Below are 18,880 nucleotides of genomic sequence, written 5' to 3'. Positions count from 1 at the left end.
TGGCGCTGCTGCTCGCCGATCCGGGCGTGCGGCGGCTGTGGCGGGTGCGACGCGACCTGATGCTGGTAACGCTGCTGCTGCCGGCGGCGGTGATGATGGTGGCGGAAGCGGGGCGGCTGACGGTAACGGTCCCGCAACCGCTGCCGGTGCAGCCGGCATCGTGACGGACATGGGAAACAAATGATGGAACGGCAGACCGGGCTGCGCGTGGCGGTGATCCTGCCGTGCTATAACGAGGCGGCGGCGATCGCGCAGACGGTGGCGAGTTTTCGCGCCGCGCTGCCCGACGCGGCGATCTACGTCTATGACAACAACAGCCGCGACGGCACGGTGGATGTGGCGCGCGCGGCGGGCGCGATCGTCCGGACCGAGCGGATCCAGGGCAAGGGCGCGGTGGTGCGCCGGATGTTCGCCGACGTGGACGTCGACGTCTATGTCATGGCCGACGGCGACGCGACCTATGACGCGGCCAGCGCGCCGGCGATGGTCGCGCGGCTGGTCGACGAACAGCTCGACATGATCGTCGGCACCCGGATCGGCGAGGCGGCGGCCGCCTATCGCCGCGGGCACCGGTTCGGCAATGCGATGCTGACGGGGATGCTGGCGCAGCTGTTCGGGCGGAGTTTCACCGATATCCTGAGCGGTTACCGCGTCTTCTCGCGACGGTTCGTGAAGAGTTTCCCGGTGCTGTCGGTCGGCTTCGAGATCGAGACCGAGATCAGCGTCCACGCGCTGGAGCTGAAGATGCCGCTGGGCGAGGTGGAGACGCCCTATTTCGCGCGGCCGGACGGGTCGGAATCGAAGCTGAGCACCTATCGCGACGGCTGGCGTATCCTGCGCACGATCGCGATGCTGTACCGGATCGAGCGGCCGCTGTGGTTCTTCGGGGCGATCGGCACCGTGCTGGCGCTGCTGGCGGTGGTGCTGGCGGTGCCGCTGGCGATCACCTACATGCACACCGGGCTGGTGCCGCGCGTGCCGACCGCGATCCTGGTCACCGGGCTGATGATCCTGGCGGCCCTCAACGGTTTTGCAGGACTCATCCTGGATACGGTGGTGCGCGGGCGGCGGGAGGTGCGGCGGCTGGCCTATCTGTCGCATCCCGCGCCGACACGCGGCGGGGCTTGAACTGCCGGCGGCGAGCGCCGATGTTGGCGGCGCGGGCCACGATTTTCCTCAGGGCATAAGAGAGCTTTTTACATGCACAATCCGTTCGAGACCGGCGATTTCGCAGGGGCGCTGGCGCGTGCCGGCGTCGGTATGCAGCAGACCCAGGCCGGGCTGGTGCCGATCGTCATCGAACAGTCGAATCGCGGCGAGCGCAGCTTCGACATCTTCAGCCGCCTGCTGCGCGAGCGGATCGTGTTCGTCACCGGCGGGGTCGAGGACGGCATGGCCAGCCTGATCACCGCGCAGTTGCTGTTCCTGGAATCGGAAAATCCGAAGAAGGACATCTTCATGTACATCAACTCGCCGGGCGGGGTCGTCACGGCGGGCATGGCGATCCACGACACGATGCAGTACATCCGCCCGCGCGTCGGCACGGTGTGCATCGGTCAGGCCGCGTCGATGGGCAGCTTCCTGCTGGCGTCGGGCGAGCCGGGCATGCGCGTGGCGCTGACCAACGCGCGGATCATGATCCACCAGCCGTCGGGCGGCGCGCAGGGCATGGCCAGCGACATCGAGATCCAGGCGCGCGAGATCCTGCGCATCCGCCACTCGCTGAACCAGCTGTACGCCAAGTACACCGGCCAGCCACTGGAGGAGATCGAGAAGGCGATGGACCGCGACAAGTTCATGTCGTCGGACGAGGCCAAGGCGTTCGGCCTGATCGACGAGGTGTTTGACAAGCGGCCCGTCCCGACCGACGAAACGCAGCCGTCGGCATAATCTTAATCGCTTTCCGGCATTGCCGGGAGCATCCGGGCCGGGTTAGCATGTCCGGCCCAGCATACCGCGGCAGCGCGGAAGGAACGGTTTGAATGACGAAGCTCTCCGGCGGCGACTCCAAGAGCACCCTGTATTGCTCGTTCTGCGGCAAGTCGCAGCACGAGGTGCGCAAGCTGATCGCCGGTCCGACGGTCTTCATCTGCGACGAGTGCGTGGAGCTGTGCAACGACATCATCCGTGAGGAGACGAAGTCGGCGCTGGTCGCGAAGAAGGACGGCGGCGTGCCCACGCCGCAGGAAATCTGCGACGTGCTGGACGATTACGTCATCGGCCAGAAGCAGGCCAAGCGCGTCCTGTCAGTGGCGGTGCACAACCACTACAAGCGGCTGAACCACGGCGCCAAGGGGGCCGACGTCGAGCTGGCCAAGAGCAACATCCTGCTGGTCGGCCCGACCGGTTGCGGCAAGACGCTGCTCGCGCAGACGCTCGCCCGTATCCTGGACGTGCCGTTCACGATGGCCGACGCGACGACGCTGACCGAGGCGGGCTATGTCGGCGAGGATGTGGAGAACATCATCCTCAAGCTGTTGCAGGCGTCCGACTATAATGTCGAACGCGCGCAGCGCGGCATCGTCTATATCGACGAGATCGACAAGATCAGCCGCAAGGCGGAAAACCCGTCGATCACCCGCGACGTGTCCGGTGAGGGCGTGCAGCAGGCGCTGCTGAAGCTGATGGAGGGCACCACCGCCAGCGTGCCGCCGCAGGGCGGGCGCAAGCATCCGCAGCAGGAATTCCTGCAGGTCGACACGACGAACATCCTGTTCATCTGCGGCGGCGCCTTCTCCGGTCTGGAGAAGATCATCGGCGACCGGTTGCAGGGCAAGTCGATCGGCTTTGGCGCCTATGTCGCTTCCCCCGAGGAGAAGCGCACCGGCGAGGTGCTGCGCCAGACCGAGCCGGAGGATCTGCTGAAGTTCGGGCTGATCCCCGAATTCGTCGGCCGTCTGCCGGTGATCGCGACGCTGGAGGACCTGGACGTCCCCGCGCTGGTCAAGATCCTGGCCGAGCCGAAAAACGCGCTGGTCAAGCAGTACCAGAAGCTGTTCGAGATGGAGGAAGTGAAGCTGGGCTTCACCGACGACGCGCTGACCACGGTCGCCAAGAAGGCGATCGAGCGCAAGACCGGTGCGCGCGGGCTTCGCTCGATCCTGGAGGGCATATTGCTCGACACGATGTTCGACCTGCCCGGCATGGACGGCGTCGACGAGGTGATGATCGACAAGGACGTGGTGGACGGCCGCAAGGAGCCGGTGCGCGTCTATGCCGACAAGAAGAAGGCCGGCGAAGTCGCCTGACGCGGCCGGAACGGCGATGTAGAACGGGACCGGGCGTCGTCGCATCATGCGGCGGCGCCCGTTCTTCATGAGGGGGGACGGGCATGATGACGATCCGCGATGCGGCCGCCAGCGATGCGCCGGCGGTGGCCGGCATGCTGGCGCGCGCGTTCGCCGACGATCCGGCGATGAGCTACATCTTTCCCGATCCCGACCGGCGCGCGACGGGCCTGCCGCGATTGTTCGCGCAACTGTTCGCCCAGGATCGCGACGGGATGCGGCTGGTCAGCGGGAAGGCCGATGCCGCGACGCTGTGGCGGCGACCGGGGCGGCCGGAGGCGCCGCTGTGGTCCACCGCGGCGCGCGCGGTGCCGCTGCTCGCCGCGCTGGGGCCGGCGGTAGGTCGCGCGCTGCGGCTGAGCGCGGTGATCGCGGAGCATTTTCCCGTCGAGCCGTTCTGGTACCTGCACATCGCCGGCGTCGATCCGGCGCAGCAGGGCAAGGGACTGGGCGGCGCGTCGATCCGTGCCGGGCTGGCACGGGCCGATGCGACGGGCGTCCCCTGCTATCTGGAAACGGCGACGGAGAAGAACCTGGGGCTGTACGCGGCACTGGGGTTCGAACTGGTGGGCGACTGGCGGGTGCCGGGTGGGGGGCCGCCATTCTGGTCGATGCGCCGCGCGGCCGCACGAGGTTCCTGACGCGGCTTTCGTTACGGGCGCGGATCGTCGCCGCGCGTCGTGCATTGGTGGGGAAAGGAGCCAGCACCGCAGCATGACGATCAGCGACGAATCCCTTCCACCGCCCGCCACCCGACGCGCGTTGCTGGGGCGGCTGTCGTTGCCGCTCTGGACGCTCGCGCTGCCCGCGGCGGGGATGCTGGCGGTACTGACGTCGCTCTATCAACTGGGCGCGGCGGGGACGGTCGCGGCGTCGCTGATCCTGATCGGGTGCGTGCTGTCGGCGGTCCACCATGCGGAGGTGGTTGCGCACCGCGTCGGCGAGCCGTTCGGGACGCTGGTGCTGGCGATCGCGGTGACGGTGATCGAGGTGTCGCTGATCGTGTCGCTGATGCTCAGCGATGCGGGCGATGCCTCCGCACTGGCGCGCGATACGGTGTTCGCGGCGATCATGATCATCCTGAACGGCATCATCGGCATCTGTCTGATGGCCGGGGGGGTGCGCCATCGCGAGCAGCGTTTCTCGCTGCGCGGGGTCAGTGCGGCGTTGTGCACGCTGGCGGCGATGGCGGTGCTGACGCTGGTGCTGCCCAGCTACACCTCCACCACGCCCGGCCCCTTCTATGCCACGTCGCAACTGCTGCTGGTCGCGGTGGTCAGCCTGTTCCTGTACGGCATGTTCGTTATGGTGCAGACGGTGCGTCACCGCGACTATTTCCTGCCGCAGACCGACGACGTCGAGGATCACGCGCCAATGCCGTCGCGGCAGACGACGGTGATCGCGTTCGGCGTGCTGCTGGTCGCGCTGGTCGCGGTGGTGATGCTGGCCAAGGCACTGTCGGCAACGGTGGAGCGCGCGGTGCTCGGCGCCGGGCTGCCGCTGGCGATCGTCGGCGTGGTGATCGCCGCACTGGTGCTAGCGCCCGAAAGCCTCGCCGCCTATCGCGCGGCGAAGCGCAACCGCATCCAGACCAGCCTGAACCTTGCGCTGGGATCGGCACTGGCGACGATCGGGCTGACCATCCCGGCGGTCGCGATCGTCAGCCTGGCGCTCGACCTGCCGCTTGCGCTGGGGATCGGGCCGATGAAGCTGATCCTGCTGGCGCTGTCGCTGTTCGTCGCGACGATTTCGCTGGGGAACGGACGCACCACGGTGATGCAGGGCGCGGTGCATCTGGTGATCTTCGCGGTCTATCTGTTCACCACGGTCGTCCCCTGACCGGTGTGGAGTCGCGAGGCGAGCAGCAGCCCGGCGGCGATCTGCGCCAGCGCATAGGCGCGGCGGCGCGCGGGGTGGCCCACGAACGGGCGGACGGTGCGTTCCGCGCCCAGCGCGCGATCCTGCCACAGCGCGACATGGCGGCGTGGCTGGACCAGCCCAGCCACGCCGTCGCCGATCATGAACATCGCCGCCATCTCGGCGGTACGCAGCAGTGCGATACGGGTCATGACGTCATCCTTGTCACGTGATCGTGGCCCGAACGCATCGCACGCGCGGAAGTATCGCGATGCACGGCAAGCGTGATTGATGCGGGGGCGAAACGCACCATATAATGGACGATCGCCGCGTCGTTCGTGCGGCACCGGAGTATTCATGACGACCACTCTTCCCGTTCTTCCGCTTCGCGATATCGTCGTCTTCCCGCACATGATCGTGCCGCTGTTCGTCGGACGCGACAAATCGGTCGCCGCGCTGGAAGCCGCGATGGCCGCGGACAAGGAAATCTTCCTCGTCGCGCAGCTGGACCCTGCCGAGGACGATCCGGCGCGCGACGACCTGTACACGATGGGCGTCACCGCCACCGTGCTCCAGCTGCTGAAACTGCCCGACGGCACCGTGCGTGTGCTGGTGGAGGGCAAGGTGCGCGCGACGCTGGAGGCGCTGGAGGAGGCGGGCGATCACCTGGTAGCCGAGGTCGCCGCGCTGGAGGATCCCGAGGTGTCGGGCACCGAGGCGGCGGCGCTGATGCGCTCCGTCGTCAGCCAGTTCGAGAATTACGCCAAGCTCAACCGCAAGCTTCCCGCCGAACTGACTGCGCAGCTGGCCGAGATCGACGTCGCCGCGCGGCTGGCGGATACGGTCGCGGGCAACATCCAGGTCAAGGTCGCGGAGAAGCAGGCGCTGCTGATGGAGGCCGACCCGCTCAAGCGGCTGGAGATGGCCTATGCGCTGATGGAAGGCGAGCTGGGCGTCCTGCAGGTCGAGAAGAAGATCAAGAGCCGCGTCAAGCGCCAGATGGAGAAGACGCAGCGCGAATATTACCTCAACGAGCAGCTGAAGGCGATCCAGCGCGAGCTGGGCAACGAGGGCGAGGAAGGCGAGGGCGACGAGATCGCCGAGCTGACCCAGAAGATCGCCGCGCTGAAGCTGTCGAAGGAAGCGCGCAGCAAGGCGACCGCCGAGCTGAAGAAGCTGAAGACCATGGCGCCGATGAGCGCCGAGGCGACGGTGGTGCGCAACTATCTGGACGTGCTGCTGGGGCTGCCGTGGGGGAAGCGCAGCAAGATCAAGAAGGACATTCCCGCTGCCGAGGCGATCCTGAACGAGGATCATTATGCGCTCGACAAGGTCAAGGACCGGATCGTCGAGTATCTGGCGGTGCAGGCGCGCACCAACAAGCTGAAGGGGCCGATCCTGTGCCTGGTCGGGCCGCCGGGCGTCGGAAAGACCTCGCTCGGCAAGTCGATCGCCAAGGCGACGGGTCGCGAGTTCATCCGCCAGTCGCTGGGCGGGGTGCGCGACGAGGCGGAGATTCGCGGCCACCGGCGCACCTATATCGGATCGCTGCCGGGCAAGATCGTCACCAACCTCAAGAAGGCGGGGGCGTCCAATCCGCTGTTCCTGCTGGATGAGATCGACAAGCTGGGACAGGATTTCCGCGGCGATCCGGCGTCGGCGCTGCTGGAGGTGCTGGACCCCGAGCAGAATGCGAAGTTCAACGACCATTATCTGGAGATCGATATCGATCTGTCGGACGTGATGTTCGTGTGCACCGCCAACACGCTCAACCTGCCGCAGCCGCTGCTCGACCGGATGGAGATCATCCGGCTGGAGGGTTATACCGAGGACGAGAAGGTCGAGATCGCCGAGCGCCATCTGATCGCCAAGCAGATCGAGGCGCACGGGCTCAAGCCCGGCGAGTTCACGCTGACGCAGGAAGGGCTGCGCGCGCTGATCCAGCGCTACACCCGCGAGGCCGGCGTGCGCACGCTGGAGCGCGAGATCGCCAGGCTGGCGCGCAAGGCGCTGCGCCAGATCCTGGAGGGCAAGGTGGAAAGCGTGACGATCACGCCCGACAACCTCGCCGATTTCGCGGGCGTGCAGAAGTTCCGCCACGGCCTGTCGGAGACCGAGGACCAGATCGGCGCGGTGACCGGACTGGCATGGACCGAGGTAGGCGGCGAATTGCTGACCATCGAGAGCGTCACCGTGCCGGGCAAGGGCGCGGCGAAGGTGACCGGGAAGCTGGGCGATGTGATGAAGGAATCGGTGCAGGCCGCCTTCAGCTTCGTCCAGGCGCGCGCGCCGTCGTTCGGGATCAAGCCCAGCCTGTTCCATCGCAAGGACATCCACATCCATCTTCCCGAAGGTGCGGTGCCCAAGGACGGCCCGTCGGCGGGAATCGGGCTGGTGACGTCGATCGTGTCGACGCTGACCGGCATTCCGGTGCGCAAGGAAGTGGCGATGACCGGCGAGGTAACGCTGCGCGGGCGGGTGCTGCCGATCGGCGGGCTGAAGGAAAAGCTGCTCGCGGCGCTGCGCGGCGGGATCGAGACGGTGCTGATCCCGAAGGAGAATGAGAAGGACCTCGTCGAGATCCCGCGGAACATCCGCGACGGACTGACGATCGTGCCGGTGGCGCATGTCGACGAGGTGCTGAAGCTGGCGCTGACGCGGCCACTCGAGTCGATCGTGTGGACCGAAGCGGACGAACTGGCGGCGCTGCCGCCCGCGACGATCGCGCCGGCGGGGGGCGAACTGCACCACTGACCGCAATCGCACACGATTGTCAGCAGAACGTCACCGCCGCACGGCAAGGCCGCGCGGCGGTTTCGTTTGACTCGCGTCCGTGCCCGCGCATTACTGGGCGGATGTGGCCGCAAGCCGCGAATCTCTTTCAAATCGCGTAAACTGTAAAGAAACGGGGCAATTTCGGATGAACAAGCAGGAACTGATCGCGGCGGTGGCGACGTCGGCGGGGCTTGGCAAGAACGAGGCAAGCCGCGCGGTCGAGGCGGTGTTCGACACGATTTCGGCCAGCCTGAAGAAGGGCGACGAAGTGCGCCTGGTCGGATTCGGCACCTTCGCGGTCAGCAAGCGCAAGGCCTCGATCGGGCGCAACCCGCGCACCCGCGAGCCGATGACGATCAAGGCGTCCAACCAGCCCAAGTTCAAGGCGGGCAAGGTGTTGAAGGATTCGCTGAATTAAGCGCTGGACATTTAAGTGCTGGACAGGCGCACACGCTTTGCGTAGACGCGCCGCTCCGATACGGATCGGGCGCGTAGCTCAGCGGTAGAGCACACCCTTCACACGGGTGGGGTCACAGGTTCAATCCCTGTCGCGCCCACCATGTCCGACAGACCCCGCCGGCCCGTGCCGGCGGGGTTTTTCGTTTGCGCGCTGACGCGGCGCGGGGCCGCCTCGGTCGCGCACGTGGCTTTCGGGTGACGTCATCAAAACGTCACTCATGCGTCATTCAACTGACTTCAAACCTGCATTCTATTGTCACCTCCCGCGCCTAGCGCCGCCGATGGGACGAACGGACGGGCCAGCCGCCCTTCCGTTTCCGGGGATCCGAGGGACGGACCCGCCATCAAAGGGAGTGTTTCATGCTCAGCTTCAGCCGTCGTCACAGCAGCCTGCTGGCGACCACCGCCTGTCTGTTCCTCGCGTCGTGCGGCGCGGACGATGTCGCCTCGCCGGGCGCCGGTTCGATCGGTGTCGTCATCAACCAGCCGGCGCCGACCCCGACGCCGACCGGTACCCCGACCCCGACCGCGCTGACCGCGGCGCAGTTCGCCACCGCGACGACGCAGGGCGGCGTGACGATCACCGCAGACGAGCAACTGGCGATCGTGAACGCGGGCGCTAACAACAACGTCAACGGCTTCGGCAACACGCTGAACGGCGTCTATCCCGTCAACGGCACCTCGCTGACCACCGCCAGCAACCCGCAGACGGTGCTGGGCAACACCAGCTTCATCCAGAACACCAGCTATGTCGGCGCGCTGAGCGGCCCGAACGACAGCGCCTTCTCCGGCTGGACCTGTTCGTCGACCACCGCGGCGTTCCTGAACAGCGCGCAGTGCGGCGCGGTGCCGTCGATCGGCGCCTATGCCGCCGCGACCTCGGTCTGCCCGACCGGCCTGATCGACGACGGCACGTTCACGCCGAGCGGCGCGGCCAACCCGTCCTGGCGTTACTGCCGCCTGCCGGGCGTCATTTCCGCCGACCTCTCGCTGCCGAAGATCGCGGGCGTCGTCTATCGCTTCCGCGGGCAGACCGAAGTGGGCGTCGACGGCACCAGCAACGTGACGCTGACGATCGCGCCGGGCGTGGTGCTCGCCGCCGATGCCAGCGAATCGTCGAACGATCTGCTGCTGGTCAACCGCGGCAGCAAGCTGAACGCGGTCGGCACCGCCGATGCGCCGATCGTCTTCACCGCGCAGCAGAACCTGGTGAACAACGGCGTGTCCGACGCGACCCAGGGCCTGTGGGGCGGCGTCGTCCTGCTGGGCCGCGCGCCGACCGCGGTGTGCGCCACCGGCACCGGCCCGAACGATGCCGGCGGCACGTCGACCACCTGCCAGCAGGCGATCGAGGGCGTGACCGGCCGCTTCTACGGCGGCACCAATCAGACCGACAGCTCGGGTGCGCTGCAGTACGTCCAGATCCGCTACACCGGCATCGCGATCAGCGAGGGCAACGAGCTGCAGGGCCTGACGCTGGGCGGCGTCGGTTCGGGCACCGTGATCGACCACGTGCAGAGCCACAATTCGTCGGATGACGGCGTCGAGATCTTCGGCGGCACCGCCAACATCAAGTATTTCGTGGTGACCGGCGCCGACGACGACGGCTTCGACGTCGACAACGGCTGGCGCGGGTTCATGCAGTTCATCATCGCGGCGCAGAAGGCCGGCGGTTCGACCGCCGACTCGTTCGCGACCGAGATCGACTCGAACGGCTCGGAAGACCTGCTGCCGCGCACCTACGGCCGCTACGCCAACTTCACCTTCGTCCAGACGACGTCGGCGCCGTCGGCGATCCGCCTGCGCGGCGGTGCGGACTTCGCGTTCGTCAACGGCGTGGTGAAGACCCCGGCCGGCCAGACCTGCGTCAACATGATCGCCAGCAACCAGGTGAACGGCGCGGCGGCGACCGGCAACGATCGCTCGACGATCCGCCCGGCCAACAGCGCGCTGCAGGACGTGGGGCCGCCGACGTTCAACTCGGTCTACTTCCAGTGCCAGGGCCGGTGAGGCGCATCGCGCTTCACTGACCGGCGGTCGGCCGGGGCGCGCACACGCCGCCCCGGCCCCGCTCTTTGCCCCCTATCGGAAGGCCCGATCCATGCGCCAGCGCACCGCCTACGCATCGCTTCTCCTGCTGACCACCACGCTGGTCGCCCCCGCGGCGCTGGCGCAGGTCGCCCCCTCCACCGGCGCGCCCGCCGCGCCGGCCCCGGCTCCCGCCACGGCCTCGCCGGACACGCCCGCCGATCCGGCTGCCGATCCGCAGCAGGATCAGGCGGAAGTGTCCGCGCCGGGCGTCGATACCTCCGCCAGCGAGGATATCGTCGTCGTCGGCCGTAACATCCCCAATACCGTCCGCGCGACCGCGCAGGTGGTCAACGTCCTGTCGGCGGCGGATATCGCGCGCACCGGCGAAGGCGATATCGCCGGCGCGCTGACCCGCGTCACCGGCCTGTCGGTGGTCGGCAACGGCTATGTCTTCGTGCGCGGCCTGGGCGATCGCTATTCGTCGGCGCTGCTCAACGGTTCGCCGCTGCCCAGCCCCGAGCCGCTGCGCCGTACCGTCCCGCTCGATATCTTCCCGACGTCGATCGTCGGATCGGCGCTGGTGCAGAAGACCTATTCGGCCAATTACCCGGGCGAGTTCGGCGGCGGCGTCATCAACCTGACGACAAAGGCGATCCCGGACGAAAGCTTCATCACCGGCGGCGCATCGATCACGGTGGATACCGAGACGACCGGGCGGCTGGGCTATACCTATTACGGCTCCAAGACCGACTGGCTGGGCTATGACAACGGCGAGCGCCGCGTTCCCGGCTTCATCAAGGCGGCGCCGACCGGCACCGGCGTGATCCCGACCGAGCAGGTCGCGCAGCTGTCGAATGCGCCGACCACGCTGCTCCAGCGCAACGGCGATATCCCGCCGAACTGGTCCGGCGAGCTGAGCGCTGGCCTGACCGGCGATCTGGGCGCGACCCGGCTGGGCGTGGTCGCCACCGGCAGCATTTCGAACACGTGGCGCACCCGCGACGTGACGCAGCAGGATACCGTCCAGGAGACGGGGTCGCTGCGCAACGACTTCCACACCGTCATCACCGACAATCGCGCGGTGGTGAACGGCCTGCTGGGCTTCGGTGCGGAGTTCGACGCGAACCGCATCCGCTGGACGAACGTGTACATCCACGATTCGCTGAAGCAGGGCCGCGCGTCGGCGGCGACGATCTACAACAATTCCAGCGGCGCGCCGCTGTTCCAGCAGAACACCAGCTTCTTCGAACGGCAGCTGATCGAGACGCAGCTGGTCGGCGAGTTCAAGCCGGTCGACGGCCTGTCGGTGGACCTGCGCGGCGCCTATGCCAATTCGAAGCGCAAGTCGCCGTACGAGCGCCAGTTCATCTACCTGTGCAACACCGCGCTGAACATCACGGTCGACGTGCCGGTCGGTGGCAGCGCGCTCAACTGCCCGGGCGTGTGGCAGGCGACCAACGCCTTCGACCGGTTCGCCACGGTGGTGTTCAGCGAGCTGGACGAGAACCTGTACTCCGGTCAGGCGGACGTCGCCTACAAGCTGGCGGGCGAGCGGCCGATGACGCTGTCGGGCGGCTATTACTTCTCCGACAACGATCGCACGTCGACCCGCCTGCCGTTCGTCTACCAGACTACGACGGGTTCGCAGATCCCGTTCCCGTGCAACCTGTTCCGCCCCGACTTCCTGCTGTCGCCGGACGTCCTCAACGGCTGCGCGGTGTCGCCCACCGGCACGCCGGCGCAGAATGCGGTGCAGCTGCGCTTCGACGCGGGGCAGAACGGCTCCTACGCCTATGACGCCAAGCTGCGCATCCACGCCGGCTATGTCCAGGCCGAGGCGGAGGCGTTCGACGGGCTGCGCGCGATCATCGGCGTTCGATACGAAACCGCCAAGCAGCAGGTCACGCCGGTCAACTCGACCGGGACGCTGCTGAACAACGACTATTTCCTGCCGGCGGCGACGCTGACGTGGAATTTCGCGGAGAACATGCAGCTGCGTGTCGCCGCGTCGAAGACGATCGCCCGCCCGCAGTTCCGCGAACTGGCGCCGCAGGCGTTCCGCGATTTCGAATCGGATCGCCTGTTCTTCGGCAACCCGCGGCTGCGCGACAGCGAGCTGTACAATCTGGAAGCGCGCTACGAATGGTTCTTCGCGCGTGACCAGCGGATCACCGCGGCGGGCTTCTACAAGCGGATCGATCGCCCGATCGAGCAGGTCGGCTTCTATCCGACGCCCGACGCGCGGTTGCAGACCGGCTTCACCTATCTGCCCAAGGCGACGCTGTGGGGTGCCGAGGTCGAGCTGCAGAAGTACGTGCCGCTCGACTTCATCTCCGACGGGATGGCGGGCAAGCGGGCGGTGATCATCGCCAACTACACCTATACCCAGTCGAAGATCACCGCGGACGACACCTGCGTCCCCGGCGTGCTGGAAGGTACGACGCTGGGCGGTTGCCAGGCCAATTTCGCGCCGGCCCGCCTGCTGTTCCGCGACGGCGCGCCGCTGACGGGGCAGTCGGATCACCTGGTCAACCTGCAGCTGGGTTACGAGGACACCGACAACGGCACGCAGGTGACCGCGCTGTTCAACTATGCCAGCGACCGCGTCACCAACCGCGGCCCGTCGCTGCTGGGCGGCGTCGGCTTCCAGCCGGATATCGTCGAGCGGCCAGGCATCCGCCTGGACCTGGTCGCGCGGCAGAAGACCCAGTTCCTGGGCCAGCAGATCGAGATCAAGGCGGAAGGGCGCAACCTGACGGGTACGCGCTATCAGGAGCGGCAGACGTTCGAGGGCGGCAATGTCGTCGACGTCAACCGTTACCGCCTCGGCCGGATGTTCACGCTGGGCGCCAGCGTCACGTTCTGATCGGTCGCACGGATGAGCAAGGCCCCGCGTCGTCGATGGACGGCGCGGGGTTTGCCGTTTGCGGTACCGTCACCAGCCCCAGGGGCGTTCGCGATACCATTTGGTGATGACGTATTTGGTGCCGGCGCGCACCTTCATCCCGTGATGGAGCGTCGACGGGTTGAGGCTGCCGTCGGGGCGGCGGTTGCTCCAGCACACCAGTTTGCCGGTCTCGGGCTGGATGGTCTTGTCGATCGCCTTGAACCGCGTCGCGCCGCCGGCGTCGGGTTCGTTGAGATAGACCATCGCGGTCCAGGTGCGGTTGCCCGCGATGCTGCAATATTTCTCGAAATCGACGCCGTCGGGTTCGAAATAATCGGTGTGCGCCTTGAACTCCTGCCCCACGGCATAGCGCTGCCCCTGGAGCGGTTCGCCATAGGCGGGGTCGAGCCCGGTGAACGCCGCCAGCATCGCGTCGACTGCGGCGACCAGCGGGTCGGCGGCCGACAGGTCGCACGTCTCGCTGGTGCGAAAGGCGTTGTCGCCATTATGATCGGAGACGGTCGAGGGGCGGCGGTGCGCGTCGATCCGTTCGACCAGCGCGGCGCAGGTCGCGGCGTCCAGGAAGCCGCGCCGCAGGAACAGCGTCAGCTTGGGACTGGGCACCTTCTGGATGCCGGGCTGGGCGGAAAGATGCGAGACGATCGGGTCGCTGGCCATGGCCCTTCCTTGCCACAGCCCCCCGCGCGCGCCCAAGCAGAGAAATATTACACAAGCGCGCAATGGCGCTGTAACATGCGCGGCCTAGCCGGGCGCTCGCGGGGAGTTGGCCAAGCGCATGCGATTGAAGTTCGACGCCCGCGCGCGGGCGATCCTGAGGCGTTTGCCCGTCGTCAGCATCTATTCGGCTGCGGAATTGCTGCTGCTGGCGGGGCTGGCGGTGCAGTGCGCGCGGCTGCTGTGGGTGATCGTGACCCCGGTCGCCCCGCTGGGGGCGTGGATGCCCGCCGCTCCGACGATTCCCGCCGATCCCGCGGGCGTGCTGGCGGGGTTCGATCCCTTTTATCGCGTGACGGGCGGGCAGGCGCCGGCGGCGGCCGCGTCGCTGCAACTGACGCTGTTCGGCACGCGCATGGACGCGGCCGGCGGGCGCGGATCGGCGATCGTGGCGGGGCCGGACGGCATCCAGAAAAGCGTCAGCGTGGGTGAGGAGGTCACCCCCGGCATCACGCTGAAGGCGGTGGCGTTCGACCATGTCACGCTGGATCGCGGCGGCGCGACGCAAGAACTGTTCCTCGATCCCGCCAGCAGCGCCGGCGCTGGGCCCGCCGCCAGCGCCGCAAGCGTGACCGGCCCCGCCGCGCCGGCGGCGGCGGGCGTGACGCTGCCGGTCGAGCGGCTGCGCGCGGATATCGGTGCGATCCCGCGGATCGAGGGCGGGCGCGTCACCGGGCTGACGGTGCGCGGGCAGGGCGGCGGCAGCTTCGCCGCGGCGGGCTTGCGCGACGGCGACGTGGTGACGCAAGTCGGCGGCAAGCCGGTGGCGGGCGCCGGCGATCTCGAACGGCTGGTGCGCGACAGCGCGGCCGGCGGCACCCTTTCCCTGACGGTGGAGCGCGACGGACAGGCGCTTCCGCTCTCCATTCCGGTATCCTGATGAAGCCTTATCTCGCCCCTATCGCGCTCCTTGCGGCCGCTGCGCCGGCGCTGGCCCAGACGACTCTCAACGTCCGAGACGCCGATATCCGCGCGTTCATCGCCGATGCCGCGAAGGTGACCGGGCGCACCTTCATCATCGACAATCGCGTGCAGGGGAAGGTGACGGTCGTCACCGACCGGCCGCTGTCGCGCTCCGAATATCTGGAAGTGTTCCTGTCGACGCTGCGCGCCAACGGGCTGGTCGCAGTGCCGACCGCCAATGGCGCGTTCCGCGTCCAGCCGATCGACAATGCCGCCAGCCAGCCCGGCCGCGTCGGCGTGGCGGGTGCGGCGCGCAACCAGCTGGTGACCGAGATCATCCGGTTGCGTTCCGGCGATGCCGCGCAGGCGGTGGACACGGTGCGCCCGCTCGTGAGCGCGCAAGGGTCGGTCACCGCCAACCGCAGCGGCAACAGCCTGGTGGTGGTCGATTTCGCCGACAACGTCCGGCGCGTGCGCGAAGTGGTGCGCCGGATCGACACCGACACGTCGTCGACGCGCGTCATCGCGCTTCGCAACGCGCGCGCAAGCGACGTGGCGACCGCGTTGCAGGGGCTGGCGGGCGGTGGGGGCGCCGGCGCGGCGACCGGGCCGGGTGGCGGCGCGGCGGCGGTGGCGATCGAAAGCTCCAACGCGGTGGCGCTGCGCGGCGATCCGCAGACGGTGGCGCGGCTGGCGGCACTGGCGCGCGACCTGGACCAGAGCGCGCGCAACGCGACCGAGATCAAGGTCGTGTTCCTGGAAAATGCCGACGCGACGCAGCTGGTGCCCGTGCTTCAGCAGCTGGTCGGGCAGGCGCCCGACGCGATCCAGGAACAGGGGCTGTCGCGCACCGGGCTGAGCACGTCGAGCACCGGCGCGACCGGGGTGGGTGCGACGCCGCAGCCGGCGACGCGCGCGCAGCCGTCGCCGGCCGCGACGCAATCGTCCGGCGGGCAACCGCAACAGGCGGCGATCACCGGTGAGGGGCGGCGCACCGCCGCGGTCGTCACCCGCTATGCCGGCGCCAACGCGATCGTCATCGCCGCGCCCGCCGACGTGCAGCGCCAGCTGAGCGACGTGATCGCGCGGCTTGACCAGCGCCGGCAACAGGTGCTGGTGGAGGCGATCGTCGCCGAAGTGTCGGACAGCACGGTCAACCGGCTGGGCGCGCAATTCATCCTGGGCAACCTGGACGGCGGCGCCTTCGCCGCATCGACGTTCAGCAATTCGGCACCGAACATCCTGCAGATCGCCGGCGCGATTGGCGGGCGCAACCTGGGCGGCACGCGCACGATCGTGACCGCGCCGGACGGGACGAAGACCGAGACCGTCACCAACAGCCCCGGCACCGACCAGCTGACGCAATCGGCGATCAGTTCGATCATCGGATCGTCGGGCGGGTTCGGCGGGTTCGGCGGGCAGATCGGCCAGACGGTGTTCGGCGCGATCATCAATGCGGTGAAGGCCGACAACCAGTCGAACCTGCTGCAGGTGCCGCAGATCATGACGATCGACAATCAGGAGGCGCATACGCTGGTCGGGCAGGAGATCCCGATCACCACCGGCGAGGCGCTGTCGGCCAATTTCGACAACGCCTTCCGCACCACGCAGCGGCAGAATGTCGGCATCGGGCTGGACGTGCGGCCGCAGGTCAATTCATCCGGGACGATCAAGCTGAACCTGCACCTGGAGGTCAGCTCGATCGCGGGGCCGGTGTCGAACAACAATTCTGACCTCATCCTCAACAAGCGTGAGGTGGAGACGGTGCTGACCGTCGACGACGGCGCGATCGGGGTGATCGGCGGGTTGTTGAGCGACGAGGAACGCCGCACGATCGAGCGCATCCCGCTGCTGGGCGACATTCCGCTGCTGGGCAATCTGTTCAAGTCCAAGGCGAAGACGCGCGCCAAGACCAACCTGATGATCTTCATCCGCCCGACGGTGATCCGCACCGCGCAGGACAACCGCCGCGTCACCGAGCAGCGGTACGGATATCTGCGCCTGCAACAGGGGCAGCAGGACCCGTCGTCGGAGCCGTCGATCGACACGCTGGTGCGCGAATATATGGGCACCACGCCGCCGCTGCCCCCGGCCGGGCAGCCGGGCAGTATCGAGGACATGCGCGTCGGCGTGCCGGTCTATCGCAATTCGGTGGTGACCATTCCGGGGCGGAAGAAATGATCGTCCGCACCGGCGCGCAGATCGACGCGGCGGATGCGGCGCCGGTGCCGGTCGCGCCTGATGCGATCCCGGATACGCTGGTCGTGCCGCCGGTCGTGCTGCCTTATGCCTTCGCGCGCAAGTTCGGCGTGGTGCTGGACGGCGATCGGGTGGCGCTGCGCGATGGGAGCGATCCGCGCGCGCTGATCGAGGTGCGGCGCGTTCTGGGGCGCGCGTTCGATATCGCGGTGGTCGCGCCGGCCGAGTTCGACCGGCTGCTGTCCGATCATTATGCGATGGACGGGCAGGCGACCGCCGCCGCGGCGGTGGGCATGGGTGATGAGCTGGACCTGCTGGCCGAGGGGCTGCCGACCGCGGAGGACCTGCTGGACACCGCCGACGACGCGCCGGCGATCCGCCTCATCAACGGCGTCATCGCCGATGCCGCGCGCAACAGCGTGTCGGATATCCATATCGAGCCGTATGAGACCGGCTTGGTGGTGCGGATGCGCATCGACGGTGTGCTGCGCGAGACGCTGCGGATGCCGCCGCATGTCGCGCCGGTGGTGGTCAGCCGTATCAAGGTGATGGCGCGGCTGGACATCGCCGAGCGGCGCGTGCCGCAGGATGGGCGCATGGGCCTGACGCTGGGCGGCAAGCTGCTGGACGTGCGTGTCTCGACGCTGCCGAGCCGCGCGGGCGAGCGGGTGGTGCTGCGTATCCTGGACAAGGAAAACGCGGGCATCGATCTCGACGCGCTGGGGATGGCACCGCCGATGTACGCGCTGCTGCGCGAGGCGATCGCCGAGCCGAACGGCATCGTGCTGGTCACCGGGCCGACCGGCAGCGGCAAGACGACGACGCTGTATGCGGCGTTGCGGCTGCTGAACGACGGGACGCGCAACATTCTGACCGTCGAGGATCCGGTCGAATATGCCGTCGAGGGCGTCGGGCAGACGCAGGTCAATGCCAAGGTCGGGCTGACCTTTGCCGCCGGCTTGCGCGCGATCCTGCGCCAGGACCCCGATACGGTGATGATCGGCGAGATCCGCGACCGCGAAACCGCCGAGATCGCGGTGCAGGCGTCGCTGACCGGGCATCTGGTGCTGTCGACCGTCCACACCAACGACGCGGTCGGCGCGATCACGCGGATGCGAGACATGAAGGTGGAGCCGTTCCTGATCGCCAGCACGCTGCGTGCGGTGATCGCGCAGCGGCTGGTGCGGCGGCTGTGCCCGGCGTGCCGCCGCCCGGCGGTGGCCGCAGACACGGTCGCGCCGCTGCTGGGCGTCGATCCGCGGGCGACGGTGTACGAGGCGGTCGGGTGCGAGCAGTGCAATCGCACCGGCTTCAAGGGGCGAATCGGCGTGTACGAGGCGGTGCGCGTCGATGCGACGGTGCGGCGCCTCATCAATGACGGCGGCGACGAGGACGCGATCGCGCGCCATGCCTTCGCGAACAACGACACGCTGGCGAGCGCGGCGCGGCGGCTGGTGGAAAGCGGCGTCACCACCGCGGAGGAAGCGGTGCGGGTGAGCCGCAGCGAGGGGGTGGATACCGATCCTCCCCGGCACGGGGAGGGGGACCATGCGTAGCATGGTGGAGGGGGCCTGCCCCGCCCGGTTCCCCCTGTGGTCGTCCCCCTCCGCCACTCGCTGCGCGAGCGGTCCCCTTCCCCGTGCCGGGGAGGAGTGATGGCCGATTTCGACTATGTCGCGATCGACACGCGGGGGAATGAGACGCGCGGCCACGTCGCGGCCACCGATGCGGCGGCGGCGCGGGCGGC

General features: G+C 68.2%; 14 protein-coding genes and 1 tRNA gene. 13 read left to right on the top strand and 2 right to left on the bottom strand.

The genetic code is table 11. From position 1 onward, the window contains the following. Positions 1-183 precede the first annotated feature (183 nt). The 5 genes from AX685_RS09395 (at position 184) to AX685_RS09375 (ending at position 5,126) form a co-directional block, all read left to right on the top strand. A complete protein-coding gene (locus AX685_RS09395) occupies positions 184-1,128 on the top strand; it encodes a glycosyltransferase family 2 protein (protein ID WP_066487883.1) in 945 nt (314 codons plus the stop codon). 72 nt (positions 1,129-1,200) lie between these two features. Next, complete coding sequence (locus AX685_RS09390; protein ID WP_066487879.1) at positions 1,201-1,890, top strand: ATP-dependent Clp protease proteolytic subunit; 690 nt, start codon at positions 1,201-1,203, stop codon at positions 1,888-1,890. Positions 1,891-1,982: 92 nt separating this feature from the next. Next, the gene (gene clpX, locus AX685_RS09385) at positions 1,983-3,248 is read left to right on the top strand and encodes an ATP-dependent Clp protease ATP-binding subunit ClpX (protein WP_066487877.1); all 1,266 of its coding nucleotides are present in this window, start codon (positions 1,983-1,985) and stop codon (positions 3,246-3,248) included. A gap of 83 nt (positions 3,249-3,331) precedes the next feature. Next, positions 3,332-3,928: a GNAT family N-acetyltransferase gene (locus tag AX685_RS09380; RefSeq protein ID WP_066487875.1), complete on the top strand. Its 597-nt coding sequence runs from the start codon at positions 3,332-3,334 to the stop codon at positions 3,926-3,928. 73 nt (positions 3,929-4,001) lie between these two features. Continuing rightward, positions 4,002-5,126 carry a calcium:proton antiporter gene (locus AX685_RS09375; RefSeq protein ID WP_066487872.1) on the top strand — a complete coding sequence of 375 codons (1,125 nt, stop codon included), beginning with the start codon at positions 4,002-4,004 and terminating at the stop codon, positions 5,124-5,126. On the opposite strand, the gene AX685_RS09370 is transcribed toward AX685_RS09375, so the two are convergent. Continuing rightward, the gene (locus AX685_RS09370; RefSeq protein ID WP_066487869.1) at positions 5,099-5,356 is read right to left on the bottom strand and encodes a hypothetical protein; all 258 of its coding nucleotides are present in this window, start codon (positions 5,354-5,356) and stop codon (positions 5,099-5,101) included. The two genes, AX685_RS09375 and AX685_RS09370, sit on opposite strands and share 28 nt — an antisense overlap. Positions 5,357-5,501: 145 nt before the next feature. Between AX685_RS09370 and lon the strand changes: the two genes are divergently transcribed. The 5 genes from lon to AX685_RS09345 all read left to right on the top strand — a co-directional run bounded on the left by lon (position 5,502) and on the right by AX685_RS09345 (position 13,275). Then, complete coding sequence (gene lon / locus AX685_RS09365; protein WP_066487867.1) at positions 5,502-7,898, top strand: endopeptidase La; 2,397 nt, start codon at positions 5,502-5,504, stop codon at positions 7,896-7,898. A gap of 166 nt (positions 7,899-8,064) precedes the next feature. Then, entirely contained in the window at positions 8,065-8,337 is a 273-nt protein-coding gene (locus AX685_RS09360) for an HU family DNA-binding protein (protein ID WP_066487866.1), read from the top strand. Positions 8,338-8,404: 67 nt separating this feature from the next. Further along, positions 8,405-8,479: transfer RNA gene (locus AX685_RS09355), tRNA-Val, on the top strand. A gap of 259 nt (positions 8,480-8,738) precedes the next feature. Then, a complete protein-coding gene (locus tag AX685_RS09350; RefSeq protein ID WP_066487865.1) occupies positions 8,739-10,388 on the top strand; it encodes a hypothetical protein in 1,650 nt (549 codons plus the stop codon). Between the two features lie 91 nt (positions 10,389-10,479). Continuing rightward, positions 10,480-13,275: a TonB-dependent receptor domain-containing protein gene (locus AX685_RS09345; RefSeq protein ID WP_066487864.1), complete on the top strand. Its 2,796-nt coding sequence runs from the start codon at positions 10,480-10,482 to the stop codon at positions 13,273-13,275. Positions 13,276-13,344: 69 nt separating this feature from the next. Here AX685_RS09345 and AX685_RS09340 read toward each other — a convergent pair whose 3' ends face one another. Next, on the bottom strand, positions 13,345-13,974 hold the full coding sequence (locus AX685_RS09340) for a prolyl hydroxylase family protein (protein WP_066487862.1): 630 nt from the start codon (positions 13,972-13,974) through the stop codon (positions 13,345-13,347). Between the two features lie 118 nt (positions 13,975-14,092). Between AX685_RS09340 and AX685_RS09335 the strand changes: the two genes are divergently transcribed. The 3 genes from AX685_RS09335 to AX685_RS09325 are packed head-to-tail and all read left to right on the top strand — an operon-like array spanning position 14,093 to position 18,689. Beyond that, positions 14,093-14,911 (top strand): type II secretion system protein N, encoded by an 819-nt coding sequence (locus AX685_RS09335; protein WP_066487859.1) that lies wholly within the window; start codon positions 14,093-14,095, stop codon positions 14,909-14,911. After that, positions 14,911-17,115: a type II secretion system secretin GspD gene (gene gspD / locus AX685_RS09330; RefSeq protein WP_066487857.1), complete on the top strand. Its 2,205-nt coding sequence runs from the start codon at positions 14,911-14,913 to the stop codon at positions 17,113-17,115. The genes AX685_RS09335 and gspD overlap by 1 nt, the downstream gene beginning before the upstream one ends. Beyond that, entirely contained in the window at positions 17,112-18,689 is a 1,578-nt protein-coding gene (locus tag AX685_RS09325) for a GspE/PulE family protein (RefSeq protein WP_066487855.1), read from the top strand. The genes gspD and AX685_RS09325 overlap by 4 nt, the downstream gene beginning before the upstream one ends. Positions 18,690-18,880 lie beyond the last annotated feature (191 nt).

It is taken from the genome of Sphingomonas sp. CCH9-F2 (assembly GCF_001556735.1).
GTDB classification, from domain to species: domain Bacteria; phylum Pseudomonadota; class Alphaproteobacteria; order Sphingomonadales; family Sphingomonadaceae; genus Sphingomonas; species Sphingomonas ginsenosidimutans.
The sequence above is the reverse complement of the archived record's forward strand: the minus strand, read 5'-3'. Positions and strand labels throughout refer to the sequence as shown.